General features: G+C 48.1%; 1 rRNA gene. It reads left to right on the top strand.

The features are described 5' to 3' along the window. Positions 1 to 54: 54 nt before the first annotated feature. Positions 55 to 695: ribosomal RNA gene (locus ACU0NF_RS11880) — 23S ribosomal RNA — on the top strand; the annotation flags it as partial.

Here is a 695-nt window from a genome sequence, read left to right on the forward strand (position 1 = left end):
AACGATAAGTTGTAGTTACTCCTTGTAGGTAACGACGACTGTTTGGGGTTGTATAGTCAAGTAATTAAGTGCATGTGGTGGATGCCTTGGCAGTCAGAGGCGATGAAAGACGTAATAGCCTGCGATAAGCTCCGGGGAGGCGGCAAATATCCTGTGATCCGGAGATTTCTGAATGGGGAAACCCACTTACCATAAGGTAGGTATTGCATGATGAATACATAGTCATGCAAGGCGAACGAGGGGAAGTGAAACATCTCAGTACCCTTAGGAAAAGAAATCAATTGAGATTCCCTTAGTAGCGGCGAGCGAACGGGGAAAAGCCCATTAAGTCATATAAGTTCTAGTGGAATGCTCTGGGAAGTGCAACCGTAGTGGGTGATAGTCCTGTACACGAAAGGGCTTATATGATGATGTCGAGTAGGGCGAGGCACGTGAAACCTTGTCTGAATATGGGGGGACCATCCTCCAAGGCTAAATACTCCTGACTGACCGATAGTGAACCAGTACCGTGAGGGAAAGGCGAAAAGAACCCCTGTGAGGGGAGTGAAATAGATCCTGAAACCGCATGCATACAAGCAGTGGGAGCCGACTTGTTCGGTGACTGCGTACCTTTTGTATAATGGGTCAGCGACTTACATTCAGTAGCGAGGTTAACCGTATAGGGGAGCCGTAGGGAAACCGAGTCTTAATAGGGC

The organism is Acinetobacter sp. F16 (assembly GCF_052712855.1).